A 25,864-nucleotide genomic window follows, 5' to 3' on the forward strand; every position below is an offset into this window, starting at 1 on the left:
AGGGCAGCAGGCAGCCGCCATGTGGGGCCGGGTATGGAGTAGATTGCTCCCATGGGGCTGCTCGGGGAGGTCGGCGAACTGCTCCTGCCTCGCCGGTGCGCCGGATGCGGGCGGGAGAACGTCTCGCTGTGCACCCGCTGCCTGCAGCTGCTCGGTGGGATCCCACGGGCGATGGAACCGCGCTACGGCACGATCCCGATCGTCGGGGTCTGCGAATACAACTCGCAGATCTCGAAGATGGTCGTCGGGTACAAGGACGAGGGACGTCGGGACATCCTCGATCCCTTGGCCCTGGCATTGACTCGGTCGATTGTCGCTGCCCTCGATCTCATCGGCTATGCGGGTGGTGCGATCCGACTCTTCCCGGCACCGAGTTCGGATCGGGCCAGACGTCGTCGGGGCGGATCGCATACCGCGGCTCTGGCGAATCGGGCCAAGGAACTGTCACCGGAGCTGCCTCTGGAAGTCCACGACGTGCTCGCGGCGAAGCGTTCGCGCGACCAGGTCGGACTCGGGGCGATCGAACGGGCTCGGAATGCGGAGCGGACGCAGTATCTCGACCGCAGGAGACTCGCCGAGCTCTCGGAGACACGTTGCGTATCGGGTGCCGGATCCGCGTCTGCGGATCTGCTCATCGATGACTTCTCCACCACCGGCGCAACCTTGGCAGAAAGCGCACGTCTGCTAGCATCGGTGCAGATCAGACCCGCTGCAGGAGCTGTTCTCGGTCTCGGTCGCGGGGGCACTCGATTTGTCTCTCCCTTTACTGTATAACGGTGTTTACCCATCCAAGGGCATGGGATCGGATGAATCCGACGAGCGAGTCGCTAAGGACACATCATGGACATTGTTGTCAACGGCCGTCAACTGACCATCTCCGACAGCTTTCGAGCCCACATCGAGGACAAGATCGCCAAGGTCGAACAGCTTGCCCCTCGCGCTCAGCGTGTCGAAGTGCATGTCACTCACGAAAAGAACTCCCGCCAGCCCGAGACGAGCGAGCGGGTCGAACTCACGGTTGTGGCGAAGGGACCGGCAATTCGGGCAGAGGCCATGGCAAGCGACAAATATGCGGCACTCGATCTGGCATGGGCGAAGCTCGTCGAACGTCTGCGGCGAGCGAGGGACCGGCACAAGGTGCCGCGGTCGGGTCATCACCGTAAGGAATCGACTGCCGAGGTGCTGGCGAAGATGCCGGTGGCCGAGCCGATGATTCCCGATGCGGACGCCGATGAGGCCAAGCGTGATGAGGACCGCGGCGTCGATCAGACGAACGGCCGTATCAAGGCCGAAGGCGATTCGCCGGTCGTGCTGCGTGAGAAGTCCTTCACCGCCTCACCGATCGGCATCGAGGAGGCTCTGAACCGGATGGAGCTCGTCGGACACGACTTCTATCTGTTCATCGACGAGGAGTCGAGCAAACCCTCCGTCGTCTACCGCCGCAAGGGCTGGAGCTACGGAGTCATCGCCCTCGACCACGAACTCGAAGAAGCCATCGACTGACCCAATTACTACCTGACGGCGGCCCAGCAACCTCGCGCGAGGTTGCTGGGCCGCCGTCAGGTAGTAATTGGGGTATAGCGTGGGGGTATGCAGAGGATGACACGGGCCGCGGCCCGCAGGACGGCGATCGCGGCGACAGGACTGGACCGGCCGCGACCGGCCAAGGTCACCGCCCGACACCTCAAGAATGTCTTCGCCACCATGGGGCTGACTCAGATCGACTCCGTCGCCCGAGTCGTCCGATCCCACTATCTGCCGTACTACTCCCGCCTGGGTCCCTACCCGCGGGAGACCCTGGACCGGCTCTTCTACACTTCGCCGCGCATGGGCGTCGAGTACTGGGCCCATGCCGCGGCCTTCGTGCCCCCGCAGACGTGGAAGCATTTCGCCCGCGCGCACAGCGAATGGTGGCGCAACGACTTCGGACAGCGCCACCCGGAGACCGGCGAAGAATTCCGGAACCTCCAAGTCGGCGTCCTCACCGCCCTGTCCGCCCGGCCGATGACGGCCCGGGAAGTCGCCGAGGTGGTCGACCATGATCTGCCGGAGATCCACCGCGGCCATTGGGGTTGGAATCCCAGCCAGGTGAAAGTCGCCCTCGAAGCGCTGTTCGCCGGAGGCATCATCAGCGCCGCCGGACGCAATGACCACTTCGAACGCATCTATGCCCTGGCCCGCGACGTCTCTCCCGAGCTGCCGCAGCTGCCTCTGACCTATGGGCCCCCGGATGAACCTTCGCTGGGACTGGACCCGAATGCGCAGCTTCCACGCGGAATCTCCGGGGCAGAGAACAATGTCGTCGAACTCACCCGCATCGCGGCACGTGCTCTGGGGATCTCCCGCCCCGAGGACATCGCCGACTACTTTCGGCAGCGGCGCGCACCGACCGACGCCGCCATCAGTGAGCTCATCGACTCAGGTGAGCTGCGCGAAGTCGACGTCGAAGGCGTCCCGGCCCTGAAATGGCACGAGGCTCGGACCCCGCGCACCGTGAACGCCCGCGCCCTGCTGGCACCGTTCGACCCCTTGGTCTTCTACCGGCCGCGCATCGAATGGCTCTTCGACTTCCACTACCGCATCGAGATCTACACACCAGCGGCCAAACGGGTCCACGGCTACTACGTCACTCCGTTCCTCCTCGGCGATCGGCTCGTCGGGCGAGTCGACCTGCACCGGGATGGCGCCGCGGGAATACTGCGTGCTCACCAGGTGACATGGGAGCCGGGGGAGGAGCACACCGCGGAGCTCGCTGACGAGCTCACGACGATGGCCACATGGCTGGGCCTGACCGCCGTGGACCTCGAAGGTACTCACCTGCCATTAAGCTAGGGGCTATACAGTCGTTCGAGTCGTTGTCCGGCAGACATGCCGATTAGGAGAAAAGTGGCTAATTTCCTCGAGAAGCTTCTGCGCACAGGTGAAGGCAGAACTCTGAAGAAGCTCCGCCGATACACGGATGCCATCAACCAGCTGTCTGATGAGTTCAGCGAGATGACCGACACCGAACTGCGTGAGGAAACCGGCCGGTTCAAGGAACGCTACAAGGACGGCGAGAGCCTCGACTCTCTGCTGCCCGAAGCATTCGCCACCGTGCGCGAAGCCTCGGGCCGGACCTTGGGCATGCGACACTTCGACGTTCAGCTCATGGGCGGCGCCGCCCTGCACCTGGGCAACATCGCCGAGATGAAGACCGGTGAGGGCAAGACCCTCGTCGCTACGGCCCCGGCCTACCTCAACGCACTCACCGGCGATCCGGTCCACATCATCACGGTCAACGACTATCTGGCCACCTACCAGTCCGAGCTGATGGGACGCGTGTTCCGCTTCCTCGGCATGGAGACCGGCTGCATCCAGGCGAACATGCCGTCGGATCTGCGCCGCAAACAGTACGCCGCGGACATCACATACGGCACGAACAACGAATTCGGCTTCGACTACCTGCGCGACAATATGGCGTGGTCGGCCGGAGAACTGGTCCAGCGCGGACATGCCTTCGCCATCGTCGATGAGGTCGATTCGATCCTCATCGACGAGGCCCGAACCCCGCTCATCATCTCCGGTCCCGCCGAAGGCGATGCGAACCGCTGGTACGGCGAATTCGCCAAGGTCGTCAAGCGCCTGAAGACCGACCGCGACTACGAAGTCGATGAGAAGAAGCGCACCGTCGGCGTCCTCGAACCCGGTATCGAACGTGTCGAGGACTATCTGGGCATCGGGAACCTCTACGACGCGGAGAACACCCCGCTCATCAGCTTCCTCAACAACTCCATCCGTGCCAAGGAGCTGTTCAAGAAGGACAAGGACTATGTCGTCCTCGACGGCGAAGTCCTCATCGTCGACGAACACACCGGTCGTGTGCTCAAGGGCCGCCGCTACAACGAGGGCCTGCACCAGGCCATCGAGGCGAAGGAGGGAGTGAAGGTCCAGGCCGAGAACCAGACCTTGGCCACGATCACCCTGCAGAACTTCTTCCGTCTCTACGAGAAGCTCTCCGGAATGACCGGTACGGCCGAGACCGAGGCCGCGGAATTCATGTCCACCTACAAGCTCGGCGTCGTCCCGATCCCGACGAACAAACCGATGCAGCGCGTCGACCAGTCCGACTTCGTCTACAAGAACGAGGTCGCGAAGTTCGCCGCCGTCGTCGACGACATCGTCGAACGCCACGAGACCGGTCAGCCCGTCCTCGTCGGCACGACGAGCGTCGAGAAGAGCGAATACCTGTCGAAGCATCTGGCCAAACGCGGCGTCAAGCATGAGGTCCTCAACGCGAAGAACCACGCCCGTGAGGCCTCGATCGTGGCGATGGCCGGACGCAAGAGCGCGGTCACGGTGGCCACGAACATGGCCGGCCGCGGCACCGACATCATGCTCGGCGGAAACGCCGAGTTCCTCGCGGTTGCAGAGATGGAACGCCGCGGTCTGGACCCGGCCGAGAACGAGGAGCAGTACGAGTCCGAATGGCCGGAGGTGCTCAAGGCCGCCGAGGACAAGGTGAAGGAAGAGGCCGAAGAGGTCGTCGAACTCGGCGGACTCTACGTGCTCGGCACCGAACGCCACGAGTCCCGTCGCATCGACAACCAGCTGCGCGGACGTTCCGGCCGTCAGGGAGACCCCGGTGAATCCCGGTTCTACCTGTCGCTGACCGATGATCTCATGCGCCTGTTCGGTTCGGGAGCCGCAGAACGGATCATGGCGACGGCGAACGTGCCCGACGATGTGCCGCTGGAATCGAAGATGGTCTCGCGTGCCATCCTCTCGGCTCAGTCGCAGATCGAGCAGCGCAACGCCGAACAGCGCAAGAACGTGCTCAAATACGACGATGTGCTCAACCGTCAGCGCACCGTGATCTACGACGAGCGCCGCCGGGTCCTCGATGGGGCCGACCTCGAGGAGCAGGTCGCGAACTTCCGCGAAGAGGTCATCGACGCCTACGTCGCCCAGGCGACGACGGGACCGGTCGAAGACTGGCAGATCGACGAGCTCTTCGACGCCCTCGGAAAGATCTACTCACCGTCGATCTCATCCGATGACCTCGCCGAGGAACTCGGCGGACTCGGCAACCTCACGAAGAACCGTCTCAACCAGGAGATCCAGTCCGACATCGCCCTGTTCTATTCGCAGCGCGAAGAGGAACTCGGCGAGGATGCCACCCGCGAACTCGAACGCCGCGTGGTGCTCTCTGTCATCGACAAGCGGTGGCGGGAGCACCTCTACGAGATGGACTACCTCAAGAACGGCATCGGACTGCGGGCGATGGCACAGCGCGACCCCCTGGTGGAATACCAGCGCGAGGGCTTCGAGATGTTCACCACCATGCAGGACGGGATCAAGGAGGACGTCGTTCGCCTCACCAACACGCTGCAGGTTCAGGTGACGTCATCGGCCGGTTCCGACGATGCCGAAGCCGAGGTCGAGGTCGACGCCGAGGAGCTGCGTCACACGACTCCGAAGATGCAGCTGTCGGCCCCGTCCGAGACCGGTTCGGCCGCGATCTCCGAAACCGAGGACGACGACGAACCGGCTCCGGCGAACCGCGCCGAACGCCGCGCGAAGAAGAAGGCCAAGAGCTGAGACCGAGCCCTCAGCGGCTCACATCGTCTCCAGGGCAGTCAGCGTCCACCGGGTGGTGAGCAGTTCCAAGCGGACTGCCACCGCCCGGACGCGATTTGCGGCGGCGACGATGACCGTGACCTCGGCAATCTCGGGGCTGACCTGGCAGACGTGCGCTGTCCCCGGCCTCACCGTACGAGCGCCGGGCGCGGTCGCCCGGTGCGGCGCCACCTCGGCGCGCAGCTGACAACGGTGATCGATCTTCGCCAGCAGCTCCGGTTCGACCCAGCGGGCGATCGTCTCGCTGCGTCTGACCCCGGAGAGGACCTCGAGGCAGGCAACCGCCAACGAGGTGGCCGTGGCCGCGATCCTCGCCCGGTCGTCTGCATCGTCCGGCCCTCGGGACTGCCGGCTGACCCGGCGAGGCGGCTGCGCCGTGGAGCGCGGTGAGACCTGTCGCCGAGGCGGTGCCGAAGCCTGAGGTCGGGTGAGGGTGAGCGGGGCGGTCATGTCCGGATCTCCAATCTCTGACCTGCAATGATGAGGCTCGGATCGGGTCCGATGGTGTCCTCGTTGGCGGTATAGATGTCAGCGACGAGTTGGGGGACCTCTGCCGGCGTGTCGGTCAGTTCCGCAGCGATCGACCACAGGCTCTCGCCTCGGGTCACAGTATGTGCGGCGGCTGCCGAATCCGCAGGAACAGGGGAATCGTCGTTCTCACCCGGTTCGCTGGGATTCCCGCTGTGGTCGGGTGCGTCTGCCTGATGTGATTCATCGTCGGCTTCGTCGGACGTATCCGATGCTCGCTCGTCCGGCGGCTCGGCGGGCCAGCCGGGGTCGGGTGGAAGTAGGCGATCGGCTGCCTCGGATTCCTCTGGCGGCTCCTCGACGTCGGACCCCTCCACATTGTCGGCGGGGGTCGGCGACCGTGCATCATCGCCGACCGTCGGCCATCCGGGATCGGCCGGAGCGGAGGCCGCGTCCGGCGACGATGTGGGTCCGGGCGCGGAGTCTCCGACCGGTGCCGCGTGAACCGAGTGGACGGCCAAACCGGCGGAGACGACGGCAAGGACACTCGAGGCGAGTATCCGGGGCATCGCCGTGACGACCGCTCCTGCCAGTGCGGCCCGGATGCGGCCCGATGGGAGAACCCGCAGCAGCAGTGCCAGCAGCGAGACGATGCCGATCCGCGAGAACAGGAGCACTCCAGAACCGATGATGACGATGACGATGATGTCGCCGGTCGTGCGCGGCGGTGGCAATTGTGTCCACGCGGTGAAGAAGGAACCGAGCAGAATCAGCCATGAACCCGCACATGCAATCAAGAGATACATCTAGACATCCTCCATTGGATATTGAATCTAATGGTGCCGTTAGATGTAATTTGATGTCAATGGATCGTCTATAACTACATGACTGTAGTTCGGTGTGTCGTCGAATCAAGTCTTGAAAGTGGACTACAGCTGGGGCAAGCTTGGCGACTATGGACGATCGCATCGATGCACTCCTGGCGGATATCGAAGCCGCCGACTCGGCGGCGCAGGCGCATGCCAGAAGGGGCGAATTCGGTGATGAGGTCGCCGGGCAGGCTGCCGAGAGGACTCTGCTCGAGCGGCTGCGCGGATCATTGGGATCGACGGTGCAGGTGACGATGTCCGATCGTGACATCACCGGGACAGTGTGCTTCCTCGGCCGGGACATCGTCGTCCTCGCCGGGGTCGAGGTCTCCGCGATTGCGCTCAGGGCTGTTCGCGGACTCAGGCTGCCCACGAAAGTGCATCGGTTCGAAGTCGGTGGGTTGGAGCGATTGGGGATGGGATCGGCGCTGCGGCGCTGGTCAGCGGCCCATGAAGAGGTATCGATCGACGTCGCCGACCGCTCGGGCGCGATTCGCGGACGATGCGCCCTCGTTGCCGCGGACTATGTCGAAATCGCCGGCCGGATCATTCCCTTTGCGGCGATCAGCGCCATCCACGCCCGGACGAACCCTTTCGGATGATTCGGGCGCAATGAAGAGCAGAGTCGAAGCGCGAAGGTCAGTCGTCGATGGATCCGGTCTTGATCTGGTACTCGGTGCGTTCGTACATGCGCTGGATATAGGCTTCGATCTCGGACTTCTCGACCCGCCACTGCCCGCGCCCGCCGACCTTAATGGCGCGGAGATCGCCGGAGCGGACCAGGGCCCGAGCCTGAGCGATCGAGACATTGAGCAGCTCGGCGACATCGGTCAGCGGCAGGAAGCGACTTTCGACGGCCATGAGGTGAATTCTCCCGTTCCAAATGTCCATCTGCCACCAGATGTCCATCTGCTTGTTGGTGCATTTTGCCAAAAACCTTGCTTTGGCATCATTTGATGCTCAATATTATCACTGAGAAACAGTTTCTGTCAGTGAAACTTCTGCGAATCTGGAGATGCAATGGAGCTCTCGAAACGAATCCGACGCCCCCGCTGGACCGATGCTCGGCTCTTGGTCGGAGCGATGCTCGTCGTCCTCGCGGTCGTCGGCACCTATCTGCTCGTCACCTCGGCGAATTCGACCACGCGAGTCTGGGCGAGCGCACACGCACTCGTTCCCGGTGAGGTCCTGAGACCGGCCGACCTCACCGTCGCGGAGGTCAACCTCGCCGATCTCGGCAAGAAATACCTTGCCGCCGATGCCGAACTGCCGCCGAACACGAGCGTACGCAGCGTCGTCGCGGCAGGAGAGCTGCTGGCCGCCTCGGCGATAGCGCCTCTGTCCGAGCTCGACGGTCGAGTCGTGGCGATCGACATCGCCGGTTCCGTGCCGAGCGTCGTCGACTCGGGCAGCCTCGTCGACGTCTGGGCGCAGCCGGAGCAGAACGGGCTCGACGACGGCGGAACACCGCCGGAGCAGATCGTCGATTCCGCTCCGGTCGCTCATATCAGTCGAGACGTCGGCAGCTTCGGGGCCGGTGACGGCGCCCGTATCGAAGTGTTCGTCGGCTCGGTCGATCTGCCCGGCGTACTCGCCGCCCTCGACGGACGCAGCGTGCTCTCGGTCGTCGGTGCTCCGTCCGTTCCGGCAGACGACGGCGAGCAGTGATGACACAGATTCTGCTCGCCGTCGACTTCGAATACGACCTCATCCTCTTCGAGCTGCTCAGCGAGATCGACGATGTCACGATCGTCGCCCGACCCGCCGACGAGGTGGAGCTGCTTGCCCACTGTCGCACAGGGGGCGCCGACGTCGTCATCATCGGCCGCTACTTTCCCGGACTCGACGCCGAGGTGATCGCCGCGATCACGGCGTCGGGGGCGAAGGTGCTCGGGTTCGGCGATGACGAGCACGCACTCGAGGCCGTCGGCATCAGCTCGGTCGTCGCAACGGATGCGGATGCACCCACGATGGCCGCCGCCATCGAGGACATCCGCGCCGCCACCGTGGTGCCGCCGCGGCCGCCGACGCCTCCGGGCGGCGTCGGTGCAGCTGGGTTGATCATCGCGGTCTGGGGGACGGGGTCGTCGCCCGGGCGCACCCTCACGGCCGTCAATCTCGCCGATCAGGCGTCCCGTCAGGGCATGCGCAGCGTCGTCGTCGACGCCGATACGGTCTCTGGGATGGTCGCGTCCACACTCGGGCTGACGGAGGAATCCTCGCACCTGGCCAGCCTCTGCCGGTCGCAGACCGACCCGTCGGGACGTCTTCACCGCCATTCGGTGCCGCATGCGGTGATCCGCGAGAACTTCCACGTCGTCACGGGGCTCACGCGGCCCGAGCGGTGGCCGGAGATCCGAGCCTCCGTTCTGGAGACGGTGCTGCAGCGCTTGGCCAAGGCCTACGAGGTGGTCATCGTCGACGTCAGCGATCGGATCGATCCCGATGATGACCTTGCTGATCCCTTCTATGACCGTCACTGCGCCACCCGCGCCGCGCTCGAGGCCGCCGATATCGTGCTCGTCCTCGCCGCGGGAGAGCCGATCGGTCTGCAACGGCTGGTCAAACTCCTCGGCACTCCGCGGGCCGAGTCGGTGCGGGAGAAGATGCGGCTGGTGATCACGAAGGTGCGATCGGGCGCGGTCGGCCATCCTGCCGAGACGCGGATCAGGGAAGTCCTCGACCGCTTCGTCCGCATCACCCCGGACTTCCTGCTCTCCGACGACCGCTCCACCGCCGAGGCGGCGATGCTCGCCGGCCATACCCTGCACGAGCAGAATCCCAGGTCCGTCCTCGTCGGTGACATCGCCGCGATGATCGACGAGCTCCTGCCGGGTCGGCGCCGCTCCCGCAGATCGCCAGGAGGCCGTGAACGTCGCGGCACCGGTCGTCGCGGACGCACACAGAATAAGCGGGTGAGCCAGGGGACCGGACCGCGGGACTAGGATGAGGGGCATGGCCATTCGCTGCTATATTCCGACCACCCTGACCGCGCTGCGTTCGACGCTGGCCGATGTCCGCGCCGTCGCCCCCGATGCTCAGGGGCGCGGCCTGCGCGGCGAAGAGTTCGAAACCGCCGAATTCGATGCCATGTGCATCGCCGCCGCCCTGGCCGCGAACGCGGCATTCGATCCTGCCGATACCGACGCGGCGGGTACCGAATCAACCGCCGAGGCGGTCCCGCCGCGGCGTGTCGTCGTGGCCTATGACGCCCCCGAGTCGAGCCCGGCCGAACCGCTGACCGACGGCTTCGATCTCATCACCGTCGCCGAGGTCGATATGACCCGGGCAGCCAGCTTCCATCTCGACGAAGACCTCGTCTGGGACGAAGCGGTCCGACTGGGACAGGTCACGGGCGTCAGCGCGGCCGAGGACTGCCTCGGCGCCTCGGATCTGCTGTGGTATGACGCATCTGAGCTGCCGCAGCTGCTCGCCGACGCGAACTGAGTCGGTCGCACCCCGAACGAAATCGACGCCTCAGGCGGAATTGAAGGCTCAGACGGATTCGAAGCGGCGCAGGCGGTCGCTCAGTCGCTTCTGCAGGATCGGGACCACAGCCTGTTCGATCATCGCCCCGAACATCGGGATCGACGAGCTGATCTCTGCATGAGCGGCCAGCTTCGTCACTGACTCGGCCTCGCGCAGCTCGAGGACGGCATCGATCTCGACGGGAACGCCTGCGGCGCGTGCGGTCATGCGGATCTCGGCCTCATCGCCGAGGACATCCCCGGGAATCATGTACACCTCGACCAGCACGGTGTTCTCCGGAAGCCTCGAGGCCAGTGCCGCGGGCAGCTCGGTCTTGGGCATCGGGGTCCGCACGGTCATTTCGGTGTCGGGGTCCATGAATTCGGCACCGGCCTCGGAACCGAGCTTCTCCCACACGCCGGGATCGGCGAGTTTGGCCAGGAAAGTCGACAGATCAACCGAGTATTCATGATTGAGAGTCAGAGATCGCATAGGTCCAGTTTGCCAGCGAATGAACGGTACACCACCGTATGCGGCTCGGCGTGCCTTTCTCGATATTTGGGCATAGTGTGGGGAATGACGATTCGAGGTCGAATCGCATGACGAATGCTCGTTGATCATAGAGGTGAAACAGTGACTCAGGTCTCAATTTCGGACGTTGCAGAAGAGTGGAGGAAGCAGAGGGGACAGTCGGCTCCCGAGAACTTCCTCGAAGCGTACTATCCGCGGTTCGAAACAGGGGCCGACGACCCCGAGGCGTATGCGGCTGCGGCTGCCCGTCATTTCGCGCTCGGCACCGAATACGACGGTCGGTCGCCGGCGATCGCCATCTACAATCCGAGTGTCGACTCGCCGGAATTCCGCGACAACCACACGGTCATCGCCATCGTGCTCGCCGATATGCCCCATCTCGTGTCCTCGATCGTCAGCGACCTCGCCGCCAACGGCAGAGCGATCCGCCGCGTCCATCACCCGATCATCACGGTCACCGGAACCGGCCCCGGCGAGAAGATCCTCTCGCCGGCAGAGGCTCCCGCGCTCAGCGCGGACACGGCGAGCATTCCGACGGTCTCCGAGGCCGCTGCCGACAGCACGGACGGTGCCCCACAGCAGCAGTCCTGGATCCGCCTCGAGATCGACCGCATCTCAGACGACGACTTCGACGCACTCGAAAAGAGCCTGCGCGGAGTCCTCGACTATGTGGCTGCGGCAGCCCGTGACGCCCAGGCGATGGCCGCGAAGGCCAAGGACATCGCCGCCGAGCTGAGCGCACACGCGCCGCGCCCGGAACTGGCCTCCGAGGCCGAATCCGCCGCCGCCCTGCTCACCTGGCTCGATGGTCACTTCACCTTCCTCGGCTACCGCGAATACGACTACATCCACGACGCTGAGCACAGCAGCCTCGAACCGATCGAGGACACGTCGATGGGCATCTCGGCCCTGCGCCCGCTCGTGAAGTCACCGCTCAGCCGGGCCGTCGCCGACAAGGCCCTGGAACCGCATGTGCTGGTGCTGACGAAGGCGAACTCGCGTTCCCGGGTCATCCGGTCCTCCTTCATGGACTACATCGGCGTGAAGACCTTCGACGCCGATGGTGAGATCGTCGGCGAACGCCGCTTCGTCGGCGTGTTCAAACCCGAGTTCTACAACGACAGCGTCCTCAACATCCCGGTCATCGATCGGAAGGTCGCGAAGATCCTCTCGGCCAGCGGATTCCCCACCGGATCCCATTCGGCCAACGAGCTCCTCGGAGTCCTCGAGAACTACCCCCGCGAGGATCTGCTGCATGAGGACACCGAGGAGATCTATGACGTCGTCATGGAGATCGTCGACATGCAGGAGCGCCGGGAATCGCGTGTGTTCGTCCGCACCGACCCGTACCAGCGCTTCGTCTCGGTCATCCTCTATCTTCCGCGCGACCTCTACAACACCGATGCTCGTGTGCGCGTGCAGGAAGTGCTGCGCAAGTTCTACAACGCCGACAGCGTCGACTTCGACGTGCTGCTGAGCGAATCGGCCCTGGCGCGCATCCACTTCGTGGCCCGCGTCGCCAGGGACTCCCAGCTGCCGCAGATCGGAGCTGATGAGGTCGAATCCCGCATCGTCGGAGCCGTGCGCTCCTGGTCAGAAGACGTCCACGCGTTCCTCGTTCCCGCCGAATCCGGCGACACCGGGGCCTCACACGCCCGAGCCGACCTGTGGTCGAAGTCGTTCCCTCCCAGCTACGGCGAACACCACACCCCCGCCGAGGCGGTCGCCGACGTCGGCCGGTTCGAAGCCCTCGAGGCCGGGCAGGGACCGGCGGTGCGACTCTACCGTCCCGACCAGAACACCGACGCCTCCGTCCGCCTCGTCCTCTACCGCCGTGACCGGGTCAGCCTGTCCGAGGTCCTGCCCTTCCTCACGGCGTTCGGCGCGGACGTCGTCGACGAACGTCCCCACGAACTCGACCTCGCCGACGGAACGCATCGGTACATCTACGACTTCGGACTCAGCTTCTCCGAGGAGTTGGCCGATGACGACTACGACCGCATCGCAGAGGCCTTCATGGCCGGCTGGGACGGCAAGAAGGAAGCGGGAGTCTTCGACCGCCTCGTCGTCGCCGGACTCTCCTGGCAGCATGTGACGATCATCCGCGCCCTGGGCAAATACCTGCGCCAGGCAGGCTTCACCTATTCCGACGCCTACGTCGGCGAGGTCTACAGCGACAATCCGCAGATCTCGAAGCTGCTCGTCGACTACTTCTCCGCCAAGTTCGATCCGGACGTCGACGATGCCGGACGCGAAACGGCGATGACCGAGCTCGACGACTCCATCGAGTCCTCGCTCAGCGAGGTCGCCAGTCTCGACGCCGACCGAGTGCTGCGCTCCTCACTCGAGCTGCTGCGGGCGACGCTGCGCACGAACTACTACATCGACGAATCCGGTGCCCTGCCGACGGCACTGGTGCTCAAGATCCGGCCCGACGAACTCAGCTTCGTACCGAAGCCGAAGCCGGCGCTCGAGATGTGGGTGTACTCCCCGCAGGTCGAAGGCGTGCACCTGCGCTTCGGCACCGTTGCGCGCGGCGGCCTGCGCTGGTCGGATCGTCGCGACGACTTCCGCACCGAGGTGCTCGGCCTCGTCAAGGCGCAGATGGTCAAGAACGCCCTCATCGTGCCCACCGGCGCCAAGGGCGGGTTCTTCCCCAAACAGCTGCCGCCGATGAGCGATCGGGACGCCTGGATGGCCGCCGGTCAGGCCGCCTACGAGGTGTTCATCGAAAGCATGCTCGAGGTCTCGGACAACCTCACCTACGGCACCGATGACTCCAGCGTCGTCGTCCATCCCGAGCGCGTCGTCCGCCACGACGGCGACGACTACTACCTCGTCGTCGCCGCGGACAAGGGCACGGCACGGTTCTCCGATGTGGCCAACGCGATCGCCGAACGCCGCGGATTCTGGCTCGGCGACGCCTTCGCCTCGGGAGGATCGGTCGGCTACGACCACAAGGCGATGGCCATCACCTCCCGGGGTGCGTGGAAGTCCGTCGAACGCCACTTCCGCGAACTCGGCCTCAACACCGCCGCCGAGGACTTCACGGTCGTGGGCATCGGAGATATGAGCGGCGACGTCTTCGGCAACGGAATGCTGCGCAGCGATCACATCTGTCTGGTCGCGGCCTTCGACCACCGGGACATCTTCCTCGATCCGCACCCCGACGCCGCACGCAGCTTCGTCGAGCGCCAGCGTCTGTTCGACCTGCCGCGCTCGAGTTGGCAGGACTACGACCGGGAGCTCATCTCCGCAGGCGGCGGAGTCTTCTCCCGCTCGGCGAAGTCGATCGACCTCAGCCGTGAGGCCGCCTCGGTGCTCGGAGTCGAACCCGGAAAGCGCAGCCCGGCCGATCTGATGTCCGAGATCCTGAGGGCATCCGTCGACCTCGTCTACAACGGCGGAATCGGCACCTATATCAAGGCCTCGACCGAGAGCCATGCCGATGTCGGCGACAAGTCCAATGACGCGATCCGGATCGACGGCGCCGATGTGCGGGCACGCGTGATCGGCGAGGGCGGCAACCTCGGTGTGACCCAGTTGGGGCGTGTCGAGGCTGCGCTGAGCGGCGTCGAGGTCAACACCGATGCCGTCGACAACTCTGCCGGCGTCGACAGCTCCGACCATGAGGTCAACATCAAGCTGCTCCTGCGCACGCTCGTGCACAAGGGGGCCTTCGCCGCCGAGGAGCGGGAACAGGTGCTGCACTCGTTCACCGACCAGGTCGCCGACCGCGTGTTGGCGAACAACTACTCGCAGAACGTCGTCCTCGGTGAGGCTCGGGCCCAGACCGAATCGATGTCGGGAACGTACGGTCGGCTGCTGAACTACCTGGAGAAGAACGCCGACCTCGATCGTGCGGTCGAATTCCTGCCGAACGCCGAGGAACTGGCCAAACGCGAGTTCAGCTCCTACGTGTCACCCGAACTCGCCGTGCTCTTGGCCTATGTGAAGATGCACGCCGCCGACGAGGTCCTTGCGAGCACCGTGCCGGACGAGACGTGGATGCGTCGCGAACTCGTGTCCTACTTCCCGGAGGCCCTGCAGGAGAAGTACGGTGAGCTCATCCCCGAACACCCGCTGCACCGTGAGATCGCGACGGCGAAGCTCGTCAACCGGCTCGTCGACCGCGGCGGACTGACCTACATCTACCGGATGCTGGAAGAGACCCCGGCTTCGGTGCCGCAGATCGCACGCGTGTTCGTCGTGGTCTCCGAGATCTTCGGCCTCGACGACTTCTTCGACGCGGTGTGCGCGCTCGACAATCAGGTGCCCACCGAGGTGCAGGTGAAGCTCCAGCACGACTATGTGCGACTCCTCGATCGGTCGTCGCGCTGGCTCGTGCAGCAGGCACCTGACAGCCTCGACGTCGATTCCGGCATCGAGATGTACGGCAAGGTCGTCGAGGCTCTGCGTTCCAGGGTTCCGGACCTCGTCGACGGCTACGACGCCGAGACCATGCGCGCGAAGGCCCAGAGCTACATCGACGAAGGTGTGCCGAGCGAACTCGCCTGGCGCTCGGCTGCCCTCCTCGACGAGTTCGTGCTGCTCGACATCACCCAGCTGGCCGCCCGGGCGAACGAATCCGCCGAGGATGTCGCCGAGGTCTACTACGCCGTGAACGAACGCTTCTCCGGTTCGCAGGTACTGACCCTCATCGGCGAACTCGACCGCAGCGATCGGTGGTCGGCTCTGGCCCGCGGATCGATGCGCGACGACTACTACGCCGCGATCCTGTCGGTGACCGGAACGGTCTTGGCCGCCACGGATTCGCCGATCTCGGGAACCCCGGACGAGCGAGCGAAGCAGCGGCTGGCGGAATGGCTCGAACGCAACGAGACGGTCGTCGGTCGGGTGCTGGAGACGACGGAGACGATCCTCGGACTCGACACGGTCACTCAGGCACCGCTGTCGGTGCTGCTGCGCTCCCTGCGGTCGATGGTCCGCTCCTCGGCCTGGGAGAGCGAACACAACGGCTGACGCTGATCTCGGGCGCGGCCGACCCCACGGTCGGCCGCGGCCGCCGTGTCGGTCGTGAGCGTCCGGACGGCACGGCCTCGGCGCGTGAGAACGCGGACCGATTCAGTGGTAGCGTCTGAACATCGACATCTCAGCAGATCCGCGGTTCTCCCGGGTCTGCTGATCTCACCTGGGAGGAACGTATCGTGCTCAACGAACTGCTGGCGGCCGAGGGCCTCACGGATGAGTCGGACGTCGAACACATCCATCTGCTCGTCGGGGACTGGCAGCTGCTGGCCGACCTCTCCTTCGCCGACCTCGTGCTGTGGGTGCCGTCGCCCAGCGGCGCCTATACGGTGCTGGCCCATGCGCGATCGACGACCGGAGCGACACTGTTCAACCGGGACCTGATCGGAGCGCGGGCGACCGGCCTTGAGAAGGAGCTGCTCGACCGGGCCAGCAGCACTCGCAGCTATGTCACCCACGTCGCAGCGGCCCGAGAGATGGGAATCAGCGCAGGATCCTCCGATGTAGATATCCTCGCCGAGGCGGTTCCGATCATCCGTGACGGTGAGGCCATAGCGCTCGTCGTCCGGTACTCGGAAGAGGTCCGGCGCAGGGGTTCGTCCCGGTTGGAGAAGTACTACCGGGAAACGGCGATGGCCCTGATGCGGATGATCGTGCAGGGAACGTTCCCCGACCGCGATGCCCCGTCCGGAGCCCGGCACGGCGAACCTCGAGTCGGTGACGGCATCTTCATCCTCGACCGCGATTCGCATGTGCAGTACGCATCCCCGAACGCCGTATCGCTGATGCACCGGCTCGGCTACGGAGGAGAGATCGAAGGCAGCTACCTCTCCGAGGTGGTCTCGAACCTCAGTGCGGATCTGCGGCAGGTCGACGAGACCCTCCCGCTGGTGCTCACCGGACGTGCCCCGTGGCGGACCGAGCTCGAAGTCGGGCGCACGAGTGTGTCCCTGCGTGCGATTCCGCTGACGGATGAGGGGGAGCGCATCGGTGCGATCGTGCTGGCCCGCGACGTCTCCGAGATCCGTCGCCGCAAGCGGGAGCTGCTCTCGCGAGACGCGATGATCAAGGAGATGCACCACAGGGTGAAGAACAATCTGCAGACCGTCTCCGCCCTGCTGCGGCTGCAGACCCGCCGGATCGACAGCCCCGAGGCCAAAGGCGCGCTGACCGAGGCGATGCGCCGCGTCTCGATCATCGCAGTGGTCCATGACGTGCTCAGCCAAGGCGTCGAATCCGAGGTGGACTTCGACGAAGTCGTCGACAAGGGGCTGCGTCTGACGCCCGAGCTGACCAGTCCGCTGGTGCACATCGAACTCAAACGCTGCGGAAGCTTCGGTACCATCTCCTCAGCCGATGCCACCTCCTTGGCCCTGGCCATCACGGAGCTGATCACGAACGCGATCGAACACGGATTCCCCACCGAGAACCTCGAGGGATTGGAACCGGGGGAGACGCTCAACGGCCACGTGTGGGTGACTCCTGAGCGCAATGGCGACCATCTGAGTGTGACGATCGCCGATGACGGCATCGGGTTGGGGGAGACGCAGAATCCGGGCAATGGTCTGGGTACGCAGATCGTGCGCACCCTGGTCTCCGCCGATCTGGCCGGTTCGATCCAATGGCAGTCCCGCGAAGGCGGCGGAACCGTCGCCGTCCTCGATGTGCCGCTGCGCCCGGATTCCTACGACTGAGCCGCACACGACTGAAGTGACCCGCACACGACTGAGTCCCTTGTCTCGACGACGATCATTCGTCGTCGAGACAAGGGACTCAGTCTTCGGTGGTGCTGGGTGATGCGGTGAGGGTTCCGGCAGCTTCAGGGGCTTCAGGGGACTGCCTCCCGATGTCCGGCGTCTCAGCCGGCGCGGCGGGCGCGAGCGGCGCGACGCTTGAGAGCGCGACGTTCGTCTTCGCTCAGACCACCCCAGACTCCGGCATCCTGACCGGATTCGAGGGCCCATTGCAGGCAGGTCTCTGCGACTTCACAGCGGCGACAGACAGTCTTTGCTTCCTCAATCTGGAGCAGCGCGGGTCCGGTGTTGCCGATCGGGAAGAAGAGCTCCGGATCCTCATTGAGGCATGCTGCACGGTGTCGCCAATCCATGGTGACCTTTCGACGAATTCAGTGAACGCAGTTGATCACGCCCGAATTCCGGGCGTGCAACTCTCACAGTCAAGGTTCACATAACGCAATTGGGCGCACAAGGGTCCGGCAGTGTGAAATTTCTGACAAGAATTTTCACCATTGTCCTGCTATGAGGGCGATCGCGCAAATCGGTCCGCGATTCGTCTTTCCGCCCCTGCTGCGGCGTCTGGGCCTAGACTGTAAGGCACATGCAGACAGCAGATGAATGCAGACAGACATCTCGTGAACCGATGGAGGACTCATGACCAACGATCTCGCCGGCCCCCGCATCGTCTCCGTCGGCGGCCACACGCCGCAGGTCGATCCGGATGCGTTCGTCGCGGCCGGCGCCACTCTCGTCGGTGATGTGCATGTGAAGAAGGGAGCGAGCGTCTTCTACGGCTGTGTTCTGCGCGCCGAGGCCGCCCCGATCACGATCGGTGAGGACTCGAATGTCCAGGACAACACCGTCATGCACACCGACGCCGGCAAACCTGTCGTCATCGGCGCCCGGGTCTCCATCGGCCACCAGGCTCTCGTCCACGGTGCCGTCGTCGACGACGACGTGCTCATCGGAATGCACTCCACAGTGCTCAACGACGCCCACATCGGCAGCGAGTCCCTCGTCGCCGCGGGTGCCGTCGTCCTCGAAGGCACACAGATTCCGGCACGGTCGCTCGTCGCCGGTGTCCCTGCGAAGGTGCGTCGGGAGATGACGGATGAAGGAGTGGAGAAGGTCCGGCAGAACGCCCAGTCCTATGTGCACCTGTCGACCCTGCACAAGGACACCGCCGAGGTGGTCGATCCGGGCTGATCGGACCGATCCCGAACCGATCCGGCGGGGCCGTTCGCAAGCATCGTGGCGATTTGAGACAATCTGAGTGTGAACACTGAATTTGATTCCACTGCAGATCGCGTCGTCATCATCGGCGGCGGCCCCGGCGGCTACGAAGCCGCGCTCGTCGCGGCTCAGCTCGGTGCCGATGTCATGCTCATCGAGGCGAATCGGTGTGGTGGTTCCGCCGTGCTCACCGATGTCGTGCCGTCGAAGTCGCTCATCGCCACCGCCGAGATGATGGATGAGATCGAGCGCTCCGGCGGGCTCGGAATCCGGATCGAGAACGCCGAGGACACCGATTCCGATGATCGCCGAGTCACCGCCGACCTCGAAGCGGTCAACAAGCGCATCCTCTCGCTGGCCGACGCCCAGGCCAACGACATCTACGAAGGCCTCATCCGGGCCGGTGTCAAAGCCATTCAGGGCACGGCGACGCTGGCCGGTCGCGACCAGGTCCATGTCGTCGAATCCGGCGGCACCGAGTACACCCTCGAGGCCTCGACGATCCTGCTCTCAGTCGGCGCCCACCCGCGTGAGCTGCCCACTGCGCAGCCCGATGGTGAGCGCATCCTCACCTGGACCCAGCTCTACGACCTCGACGAGCTGCCCGAGCACCTCATCGTCGTCGGCTCCGGTGTCACCGGCGCCGAGTTCGCTTCGGCCTACCGTGCCCTGGGCACCGAGGTGACCCTCGTGTCCTCGCGTGAGAAGGTCCTGCCCGGGCAGGACGAAGATGCAGCCGATGTGCTCGAATTCGTCTTCCGCAACAAGGGCATGAACGTCCTCTCCCGCTCCCGCGCCGCCTCGGTGACCCGCACCGACGACGGAGTCGAGGTGGTGCTCGCCGACGGCCGCCGCGTCGAGGGATCCCACTGCCTCATGGCCGTCGGTTCGATTCCGAACACCGAAGGCCTCGGCCTGGAGAAAGCCGGTGTGCGGGTCAGCGAATCCGGACACATCGTCGTCGATGGGGTCTCGCGGACCTCGCGGGCCGGGATCTATGCCGCCGGTGACTGCACCGGTGTGCTGCCGCTGGCCTCGGTGGCCGCGATGCAGGGCCGGATCGCCATGAACCACGCACTCGGCGACGCGGTGCAGCCGCTCAAGCTGCGCAATGTCGCTTCGAACGTGTTCACCGCACCCGAGATCGCCACCGTCGGCTTCACTCAGCAGAACTACCGCGAGAACCCGACGGACATCGACACCGTGATGCTGCCTCTGGACACGAATCCGCGCGCCAAGATGCTCGGCATCGAGGACGGGTTCGTCAAGATCTTCGCTCGGCGCGGATCCGGCTCCATCCTCGGCGGCGTCGTCGTCGGCCCGCGGGCCAGTGAGCTGATCCTGCCGATCACCATGGCCGTGGAGAACCGGCTGACCGTCGACCAGCTCTCCGCCTCCTTCGTCGTCTACCCCTCGGTGAGCGGATCGCTGACCGAAGCGGCACGGAAGCTCCACCGCCACCTCTGAAGTCTCGAATCGACGATCGCGGGAAAGTTCTGCTCCGCAGCTGTCGATCTTCTCGCTCCTCGACCGTCATCATGGTGTCAGGCCGCCCGGCATGACATGAGGAACGACGAAGGAGAACGACATGAAATACGCACTTCTGCTGATGGGACGCCCACAGGATCCTGACTGCGGTGAGGACGGCGGAGCGGATCCGACCGAGTTCATGGCATTCGACAAGGAGATCAGCGAGGCCGGGGTCGTCGTCGGCGGCTTCGCCCTCGAGGGACCCGAACTCGGGGTTCGGGTGAGCGGGTCCGGAGGCGAAGCGCTTGTCACCTCGGGTCCGTTCGCCGAATCGAACGAGTTCGTCGGCGGCAGCTACGTCATCGACGTCGCCGACATCGACGAGGCGATCGCCTGGGCGAAGAAGAGCCCCGCAGCCAAGGCCGGACACATCGAGATCCGTCCGGTGGCCGACTACTGATGGACCCTGCCCCCGATTCGGCCGCTCGAGTCCTCAGCGCCATCGGCGAGGAGGACTACGGGCGGCTGCTCGCGGCGCTCGTCACCCGGTTCCGGGACTTCGACCTCGCCGAGGAGTCCCTCCACGACGCCGTGCTGCGCGCGGTCGAGACATGGCCGGGCAGGGGAGTGCCGGAACGCCCTCAGGCATGGCTGATGACCACGGCGAAGAACCGCGCCATCGATCTCATCCGCTCCGATGATGTGCGCACCCGGCACCTCGCCCGCCTGCGCATCGAGGACGAGCTGCGACCAGGTGACCACGACGACCACGCGGAGCACCTCGGCGAGGAGTTGGACGCGGCAGACATGCCCGACGAACGCCTCGGCCTGTTCTTCACCTGCTCCCACCCGACCCTGCGCGAGGACGAACGCATCGTGCTCATCCTGCGCTTCCTCTCGGGACTGACCACCGCCGAGGTGGCTGCCGGATTCCTCATCGAGACCGCGACGATGCAGCAGCGGATCGTCCGCGCCAAGCAGCGGATCCTCAAGACCGGGATTCCCTTCGGCCGCCCTGCGCCCGCTGAGGTCGGTGACCGATTGCCCGGAGTGCTGCGCGTCCTCTCCCTCATCTTCACTCAGGGCATCAACGCCACTGCAGGACCGGACCATACTCGAGTCGACCTGCAGCTCGAAGCCATCCGACTGACCCGACTGCTCGTCGGATATCTGCCCGAACAGACCGAAGCTCGCGGTCTGCTGGCTCTGCTCCTGCTCACACGGGCGCGTGATCGTGCTCGGGTGAGCGAGGACGGTCGGCCGGTGCCGTTGGCCGACCAGGACCGCAGCCGGTGGGACTCCCGCCTCATCGCCGAAGGCACCGGACTCGTCGGAACGGCCGCCGGGGAACCGGAGGCCGGTGCCTTCACCATCCAGGCGGCGATCGCTGCCCTCCACGCCGACGCCGCGACGTTCGCCGAGACGGACTGGAAGCAGATCCTCGTGCTCTATCGGATGCTTACCGACCTCGACCCGTCGCCGGTCGTGGCTCTCAACACCGCGATCGCCCTCGGGCAGGTCTCGGGCCCCGAAGCTGCCATGAGCGCCCTGGACGAACTTGCCGAAGATCCGCGGCTGCTGCGGCACAGGCCCTTCCACATCGCCAGAGCCATCACCCTCGACGAGCTCGGCCGCACGGCCGAGGCCGAGGACGCCTATGCCGCCGGTCTCGAGTGCCCCGGAAACGATGCCGAGTCCGAATACATCACTGCCCGGATCACCGATCTTCAGCGGTGACCCGGGCAGGGACTGGTGGACGCGGGACTCCTGCGTTCGGGACGAACCGAACACCGGAGTCGATGCTCCTCAGGCAGCGAAGCGGATGATCGGCTCACCGGACTTCACCGAGGCACCTGCGTCGACGAGCACCTCGGAGACGGTGCCGGAGTGACCGGCCTTGAGCGGCTGCTCCATCTTCATCGCCTCGATGACGGCAAGGGTGTCACCGACTTCGACGGTGTCACCGGGATTGACGGCGACGGAGACGATGGTGCCCTGCATGGGAGCGTTGAGCGCATTCGAGTCATCGGCGATCTTCGCCCCCTTGCGGCTGCTCAGCCCGCGCTTGCGCCGTGGCACGCTGGGGCTGGGAACATGACCGAGATCCGAGATGACGTCCTTGGGGACCGAAACGGTCATCCGACGGCCATCGACCTCGACCACAACACTGAAGCTGTCGGTTGCAGTACTCATCTGTTCTCCTAGCTGTGGATCGACAAGCGGATTGACGAAAGCGGTTTCGAGCCAGTTGGTCCAGACCTTGAAATCAGCGGCGAATGCCTGCTCGTCCACGAGAACCCGGTGCAGCGGCAGCAGCGTCGAGACGCCTTCGATGCGGTATTCGGACAGGGCCCGACGTGCTCGGGCCAGGGCCTCATCACGGGTGGCGCCGGTGACGACGAGTTTGGCCAGCATCGGGTCGAAGTCCGTGCCGACGACGCTGCCTTCGCCGATGCCGGAGTCCAGCCGCACGCCCGGACCCGACGGCGCACGGTAGTTCTTCACCGCGCCGGTGGCGGGGAAGAACGTCGTGGGATCCTCGGCGTTGATGCGGAACTGGAAGGAGTGCCCGCGCACAGCGGGGAACTCATCCGGCAGAGCCTCACCCGAGGCGATGCGCACCTGCCAGCCGACGAGGTCGACTCCGGTGACCTCCTCGGTGACGGTGTGCTCGACCTGGATGCGCGCATTGGCTTCCATGAAGATGATGGTGCCGTCCTCGCCGAGGAGGAACTCGCAGGTCGCGGCGCCGACGTAGCCGACGTGGGCGAGCAGACGAGCCGAGGCTTCGGAGACGATGCGCTCCTGTTCGGCGGTGAGGAACGGGGCGGGCGCCTCTTCGATGATCTTCTGGTTGCGACGCTGCAGAGTGCAGTCGCGCGTGGACACGACCCGCACATTGCCGTGAACATCGGCCAGGCACTGGGTCTCGAGGTGGCGGGGGCGCACGATCTGCTTCTCGATGAGGCACTCACCGCGGCCGAAGGCGCTTTGCGCCTCTCGGGTCGCCGCAGTATAGGCGGCTTCGAGGTCCTCGGCGGCAGCACAGGCGCGGAAGCCGCGTCCGCCTCCGCCGTGGACGGCCTTGACGACGACGGGGAACCCGATCCGGTCGGCCACCTCGGCGGCCTCGGTCAGATCGGCCACGGCCCCGTCGGAACCGGGAGCGACCGGAGCATCGACAGCCTCGGCGACGGCCCGAGCTCCGGACTTGTCGCCGAGGAGCTCGATCGCTGCCGGGGGAGGTCCGACCCAGATCAGCCCGGCATCGATGACGGCCTGCGCGAACTGTGCGTTCTCGGCCATATAGCCGTAGCCGGGGTGGACGGCGTCGGCACCGGAGCGCTTGGCCAGGGCGAGGATCTTCTCGATGTCGAGATACGTCTCCCCGGCTCCGGATCCGTCCAGCAGCCACGCGTCATCGGCGAGTTCGACGAAGTCGGCATCGGAATCGGCGCGGGTGTACACGGCGACAGCCTTGATGCCGAGGTCGTGGGCGGCCCGGATGATGCGCAGAGCGATCTCACCGCGGTTGGCGATGAGGACTCGGCGGACGGCCCCGGTCGGAACAGTGGTGCTCAGAACCGAGGTCGTGGAGTCGGAGAGGACTGTGGTCATGGTGCTCCTTTGTATGATCACAGAACAATTTAGAGAACAGCACCAAGGGTTTGTAGGACAGCGATAAAAAATTGGGACGAGAACTTCAATGTCCTCGGGCGTGTCACCGAACCAGAACCGAGTCTACCGCTGGAGAGTCCACAGATCGGGCCAGAACAGGCCCATGTCGGTGACCAGTTCGCGTACGACGGGCAGGCTGAGTCCGAGGACGGTGAGATGGTCGCCGTCGAGCCGGTCGACGAAGGCTCCGCCGAATCCGTCGATCGTCAGCGCCCCGGCCACGTGAAAGGGCTCTTCGGTGGCGATGTAAGCCTCGAGCTCCTCCGGGCTGGGTGAGCCGATGAGCACCGAGGTGGCCGACCGTTTCGAGCGCAGGGCGCTGAGTTCGAATGGCGCCGAGGCGGTTCGATCGGCGCGATCGGCAGTGTCTCTGCGGTCGTCAGCTCCCGTCAGCCCGGCTGCGCCGTTCGATTGCGGAGTCCGGAGGAGGACGGCGACCGTATGACCCGAATGCAGCTGCGTCCATCGGCCGGCGATCGCCGACCACACGTCGCGAGTGCGTTCTGCCGTTCCCGGTTTCCCGATGGCCCGCCCGTCGAATTCGAGCAGAGAGTCCCCGGCGATGACGACCACGGTGTCCGCGCCCTCGAGTGCCGGGGGAGCGGATCCGATGATCCGGTCGATGACCGCACGAGCCTTCGCTTCCGACAACGCTGTGGTGAGTTCGCCGACGGAGCCGGTGAAATCGTCCTCGAGGGCACGTTCGTCGACCTCGGAGACGATGATGACCGGGTCGATTCCGCCGTCCCGGAGGATCTGGCGACGTGAAGGAGACTGGGAGGCGAGGACGACCGGGATCACGAGACGGTCTCCGAGTGATTCGGGACCGGTTCGGCCCTGATGTCCTCTGTCACCGCTGATTCTTCGGCATCTGACTGCGCCTCGGCGCCGGGGACCAGTTCGTGTCGGCGGGCGGTTTCGCCCTTCTCAGGGATGTCGAGGCTGCGATCGACGACGACCGGTGCTTCGATGCGTTCGGCGATCGCGGACAGCAGAGTCGAGGACAGCTGGGCATAGCCGAGTTCGCTGGGGAATCGTCCCGAGCCATTGAGCAGAGACCGGCGCGTCGTTCCGCTCAGCGATCCCGTCGACCGCAGCGGAACCGCACGTGCGGCCAGCGCTGCCAGCCATTGAGAACCGGCGAGGACCCGAGAGGTCCGCCGCAGTGACGTCTTGAGCGGATCGCGCAGCCCCGGCAGACCGCCGAGATTGGGACAGACGAGGACGAATACGGTGTAACGGCCCTCGCGCTGGAGCCTGTTGATGGCCTGGTTGAGCACGGGAACGCCGATGGTCGCCTGGATCGGGTGGATGATGTCGCCGGTGCCGATCGAGATGATCGCAAATCGGCGGTCTTCGCTCCAGCGATCCGAGAGCTGACGAGAGAGCCACGGCGAGCGCAGAATCTCGTCGACCTGCCGATGCAGATCATCCGACAGTGCCGAGGGCCGCGCCGTGGTCTGGACCCGCACAGTGGTGCCGAGCATCCGCGCCAGACCGCGGCCGATGAGAGTCGGGGGCGCCTGATCGGCGTCGACGTCAACCCCGCAGAGCCAAGAATCGCCGATGATGGCCAGGGCGGCGGAGTCATCATCGTCGTTGTCCCGTGGAGCGGCGATCGCCTCGGTGAAGGTGGAGAAGCGACGGTTCTTGTCGTCGTCGAAGGAGCTGCGGAGCGATCCTGCCTGGTGGCGGAGAAGCCCCGCAGCCGAGGCACCGGCGCCGACGACGGTCGCTCCCATGGTCGCCAGCGTATAGATCAAGCGTCTTCCCACTGTTTCCCTCCTCCGGCGTCATCATTGCACC

Annotated in this window: 22 protein-coding genes; 14 read left to right on the forward strand and 8 right to left on the reverse strand. The window is 65.3% G+C overall.

Features of this window, described 5'->3' with window-relative positions; genetic code table 11:
• The first annotated feature begins 51 nt into the window (after nt 1–51).
• From HF684_RS07110 to secA, 4 genes are all read left to right on the forward strand, one after another.
• The gene (locus HF684_RS07110; RefSeq protein WP_169251926.1) at nt 52–774 is read left to right on the forward strand and encodes a ComF family protein; all 723 of its coding nucleotides are present in this window, start codon (nt 52–54) and stop codon (nt 772–774) included.
• A 66-nt stretch (nt 775–840) separates the two neighbouring features.
• On the forward strand, nt 841–1,503 hold the full coding sequence (gene raiA, locus HF684_RS07115; RefSeq protein ID WP_169251927.1) for a ribosome-associated translation inhibitor RaiA: 663 nt from the start codon (nt 841–843) through the stop codon (nt 1,501–1,503).
• Nucleotides 1,504–1,590: 87 nt separating this feature from the next.
• Nucleotides 1,591–2,832 (forward strand): crosslink repair DNA glycosylase YcaQ family protein, encoded by a 1,242-nt coding sequence (locus tag HF684_RS07120; protein ID WP_248279161.1) that lies wholly within the window; start codon nt 1,591–1,593, stop codon nt 2,830–2,832.
• Nucleotides 2,833–2,886: 54 nt separating this feature from the next.
• Complete coding sequence (secA, locus tag HF684_RS07125; protein ID WP_169251928.1) at nt 2,887–5,577, forward strand: preprotein translocase subunit SecA; 2,691 nt, start codon at nt 2,887–2,889, stop codon at nt 5,575–5,577.
• A gap of 18 nt (nt 5,578–5,595) precedes the next feature.
• Here the strand turns inward: secA and HF684_RS07130 are convergent, their stop codons facing one another.
• Both HF684_RS07130 and HF684_RS07135 read right to left on the reverse strand, forming a co-directional pair.
• Complete coding sequence (locus tag HF684_RS07130; RefSeq protein ID WP_169251929.1) at nt 5,596–6,066, reverse strand: Rv3235 family protein; 471 nt, start codon at nt 6,064–6,066, stop codon at nt 5,596–5,598.
• Nucleotides 6,063–6,890 (reverse strand): LysM domain-containing protein, encoded by an 828-nt coding sequence (locus tag HF684_RS07135; protein WP_169251930.1) that lies wholly within the window; start codon nt 6,888–6,890, stop codon nt 6,063–6,065. Before HF684_RS07135 ends, HF684_RS07130 begins: the two co-directional genes overlap by 4 nt.
• A 149-nt stretch (nt 6,891–7,039) precedes the next feature.
• Between HF684_RS07135 and HF684_RS07140 the strand changes: the two genes are divergently transcribed.
• Nucleotides 7,040–7,555, forward strand: a complete 516-nt coding sequence (locus HF684_RS07140) for a hypothetical protein (protein WP_169251931.1) — start codon at nt 7,040–7,042, stop codon at nt 7,553–7,555.
• 37 nt (nt 7,556–7,592) lie between these two features.
• Here HF684_RS07140 and HF684_RS07145 read toward each other — a convergent pair whose 3' ends face one another.
• Nucleotides 7,593–7,814 (reverse strand): helix-turn-helix domain-containing protein, encoded by a 222-nt coding sequence (locus HF684_RS07145; protein WP_169251932.1) that lies wholly within the window; start codon nt 7,812–7,814, stop codon nt 7,593–7,595.
• A 159-nt stretch (nt 7,815–7,973) separates the two neighbouring features.
• Between HF684_RS07145 and HF684_RS07150 the strand changes: the two genes are divergently transcribed.
• The 3 genes from HF684_RS07150 to HF684_RS07160 are packed head-to-tail and all read left to right on the forward strand — an operon-like array spanning nt 7,974 to nt 10,400.
• Complete coding sequence (locus HF684_RS07150; RefSeq protein ID WP_169251933.1) at nt 7,974–8,621, forward strand: SAF domain-containing protein; 648 nt, start codon at nt 7,974–7,976, stop codon at nt 8,619–8,621.
• Nucleotides 8,621–9,898: a DNA-binding response regulator gene (locus tag HF684_RS07155; RefSeq protein ID WP_211168087.1), complete on the forward strand. Its 1,278-nt coding sequence runs from the start codon at nt 8,621–8,623 to the stop codon at nt 9,896–9,898. The genes HF684_RS07150 and HF684_RS07155 overlap by 1 nt, the downstream gene beginning before the upstream one ends.
• A 10-nt stretch (nt 9,899–9,908) precedes the next feature.
• On the forward strand, nt 9,909–10,400 hold the full coding sequence (locus tag HF684_RS07160; protein ID WP_169251934.1) for a hypothetical protein: 492 nt from the start codon (nt 9,909–9,911) through the stop codon (nt 10,398–10,400).
• A 48-nt stretch (nt 10,401–10,448) separates the two neighbouring features.
• Here HF684_RS07160 and HF684_RS07165 read toward each other — a convergent pair whose 3' ends face one another.
• Nucleotides 10,449–10,913 carry a DUF2505 domain-containing protein gene (locus tag HF684_RS07165; RefSeq protein ID WP_169251935.1) on the reverse strand — a complete coding sequence of 155 codons (465 nt, stop codon included), beginning with the start codon at nt 10,911–10,913 and terminating at the stop codon, nt 10,449–10,451.
• 141 nt (nt 10,914–11,054) lie between these two features.
• Between HF684_RS07165 and HF684_RS07170 the strand changes: the two genes are divergently transcribed.
• Together HF684_RS07170 and HF684_RS07175 are read left to right on the forward strand one after the other, a co-directional pair.
• Nucleotides 11,055–15,935, forward strand: a complete 4,881-nt coding sequence (locus tag HF684_RS07170; protein ID WP_248279162.1) for an NAD-glutamate dehydrogenase — start codon at nt 11,055–11,057, stop codon at nt 15,933–15,935.
• Nucleotides 15,936–16,120: 185 nt separating this feature from the next.
• A complete protein-coding gene (locus HF684_RS07175; RefSeq protein WP_169251937.1) occupies nt 16,121–17,635 on the forward strand; it encodes a PAS domain-containing sensor histidine kinase in 1,515 nt (504 codons plus the stop codon).
• Nucleotides 17,636–17,799: 164 nt separating this feature from the next.
• Here the strand turns inward: HF684_RS07175 and HF684_RS07180 are convergent, their stop codons facing one another.
• Entirely contained in the window at nt 17,800–18,048 is a 249-nt protein-coding gene (locus tag HF684_RS07180; protein ID WP_009374875.1) for a WhiB family transcriptional regulator, read from the reverse strand.
• Between the two features lie 283 nt (nt 18,049–18,331).
• Between HF684_RS07180 and HF684_RS07185 the strand changes: the two genes are divergently transcribed.
• The 4 genes from HF684_RS07185 to HF684_RS07200 all read left to right on the forward strand — a co-directional run bounded on the left by HF684_RS07185 (nt 18,332) and on the right by HF684_RS07200 (nt 22,117).
• The gene (locus HF684_RS07185) at nt 18,332–18,883 is read left to right on the forward strand and encodes a gamma carbonic anhydrase family protein (RefSeq protein ID WP_169251938.1); all 552 of its coding nucleotides are present in this window, start codon (nt 18,332–18,334) and stop codon (nt 18,881–18,883) included.
• A 69-nt stretch (nt 18,884–18,952) separates the two neighbouring features.
• Entirely contained in the window at nt 18,953–20,377 is a 1,425-nt protein-coding gene (locus tag HF684_RS07190; RefSeq protein WP_169251939.1) for an NAD(P)H-quinone dehydrogenase, read from the forward strand.
• Between the two features lie 121 nt (nt 20,378–20,498).
• The gene (locus tag HF684_RS07195; protein ID WP_169251940.1) at nt 20,499–20,840 is read left to right on the forward strand and encodes a YciI family protein; all 342 of its coding nucleotides are present in this window, start codon (nt 20,499–20,501) and stop codon (nt 20,838–20,840) included.
• Nucleotides 20,840–22,117, forward strand: a complete 1,278-nt coding sequence (locus HF684_RS07200; protein ID WP_169251941.1) for a DUF6596 domain-containing protein — start codon at nt 20,840–20,842, stop codon at nt 22,115–22,117. The genes HF684_RS07195 and HF684_RS07200 overlap by 1 nt, the downstream gene beginning before the upstream one ends.
• A gap of 69 nt (nt 22,118–22,186) precedes the next feature.
• Here HF684_RS07200 and HF684_RS07205 read toward each other — a convergent pair whose 3' ends face one another.
• The 3 genes from HF684_RS07205 to HF684_RS07215 form a co-directional block, all read right to left on the reverse strand.
• On the reverse strand, nt 22,187–23,998 hold the full coding sequence (locus HF684_RS07205; protein WP_169251942.1) for a biotin carboxylase N-terminal domain-containing protein: 1,812 nt from the start codon (nt 23,996–23,998) through the stop codon (nt 22,187–22,189).
• Between the two features lie 123 nt (nt 23,999–24,121).
• A complete protein-coding gene (locus HF684_RS07210; RefSeq protein WP_169251943.1) occupies nt 24,122–24,859 on the reverse strand; it encodes a Maf family protein in 738 nt (245 codons plus the stop codon).
• Nucleotides 24,856–25,833, reverse strand: coding sequence for an SGNH/GDSL hydrolase family protein (locus HF684_RS07215; RefSeq protein WP_248279163.1), 978 nt, complete (start codon nt 25,831–25,833; stop codon nt 24,856–24,858). Before HF684_RS07215 ends, HF684_RS07210 begins: the two co-directional genes overlap by 4 nt.
• Nucleotides 25,834–25,864 lie beyond the last annotated feature (31 nt).

It is taken from the genome of Brevibacterium sp. 'Marine', from assembly GCF_012844365.1.
Taxonomy (GTDB): Bacteria; Actinomycetota; Actinomycetes; order Actinomycetales; family Brevibacteriaceae; genus Brevibacterium.